Source organism: Bradyrhizobium sp. P2_E8, assembly GCF_056403875.1.
Genome location: NZ_JBFUES010001458.1, coordinates 1 through 1,324 on the forward strand (window position 1 = coordinate 1; position 1,324 = coordinate 1,324).

At 65.1% G+C, this 1,324-nt stretch carries 2 protein-coding genes; both read left to right on the forward strand.

Going from position 1 to position 1,324, the window contains the following annotated elements; genetic code table 11:
* On the forward strand, positions 1-493 hold a 493-nt coding region (locus AC1D00_RS41390; protein ID WP_477014676.1), incomplete at its 5' end, for a class I SAM-dependent methyltransferase.
* A gap of 221 nt (positions 494-714) precedes the next feature.
* Positions 715-1,324 (forward strand): adenylate/guanylate cyclase domain-containing protein (locus tag AC1D00_RS41395; RefSeq protein ID WP_477014677.1); only part of this gene is annotated, 610 nt, incomplete at its 3' end.

Consider the following 1,324-nt stretch of genomic DNA (forward strand, 5'->3'; position numbering starts at 1 on the left):
CTGCCAACTCGGACTGCAATTTTTCCCTGATCGACCGCTGGCTCTCAAAGAGATGGCCCGGGTTCTCAAGCCACGAGGTCGCGTCGGGCTCAACGTCTACAGCGCCATCGAGCAAACGCCAGCCGCGCACGCTTTCGTGCAGGCGCTCGACAGTTTTCTCGGAGCCCAGTCCTCACGGACGAAACGCTCCGAGCATCTTTCCTGCGCTGCCGAAGAGCTCGGCAACTGGGTGCGGCAGGCTGGTTTTGAGGACGTCAATGTTGCGACCGTATCCAAGCAAATTAGCTTTCCCTCAGCGCTGGATTACGTCCGCTTCCAACTCACGGCGACCCCGATGGCTGCGCTTTTGAAGGGCGAGGATGGTCCCGGGCGTGAACGCAAGATGGCCGCCATCGCCGACGACGCAGCGGCTCGCCTCGATCCCGCTATGCTGGCGAACGGCGGGCTGACATTCCCGCAGCAATCTTTCGTGGTGACGGCTTCGCTCCACTGAGGTCGGCTGTGGGTCATTCGCGACGTTTGGAGCCGACGCTGATAACATCCATTCTTTCCTAACTGGCAGACGTTTTCAGGATTGATCGGCGGCTCTCAAAGATGCCAGGAGTGGCCGTCGCCCGCAGTCAGCTCGTGACGTTTTATCGCGCCCCTGCTCAAGCTGTCTTGCAGTAGGCTGACCCACCTTGGTGCTCTGAAGACGAGAGCCGGGAGGAGCCCATGGACGTCACGGCCTGGCTGTGTGGTCTGGGGCTGGGACAGTACGCACAGGCGTTCCGCGAGAACGACGTCGATGCCGACGTGCTCGCCGACCTAACGGCCGACGACCTGATTGGGCTCGGTGTCACCTCGATCGGTCATCGGCGCAAGCTGCTCGCGGCGATCGCCGCCCTGCACGCCGGCTCAATGTCAGCGACCGCCCCTGCTACGGCCGCACCCGCCGCCGGCTCCGCCAGCGTCTCGCTTGCAGCCGAGGCTGAGCGCCGCCAACTCACCGTGATGTTCGTCGATCTGGTCGACTCGACCGCGCTCGCGGCGCGGCTCGATCCGGAGGAAATGGCCGAAGTGCTGCGGACCTATCAGAGCGCAGTGSCGGSCGCGATCGCGCGGTTCGAAGGRCATGTGGCGAAGTACATGGGAGATGGTGTGCTGGCCTATTTCGGCTACCCGCGCGCCCATGAGGATGAGGCCGAACGCGCGGTGCGGGCCGGCCTCGCGGCGGTCGCGGCGGTGCACGGCCTGGGATCGGCGCCTGGCGAGACGCTGGCGGCGCGCGTCGGCATCGCGACCGGGTCGGTGGTTGTCGGCGAGTTGATCGGCGAAGGCGCGG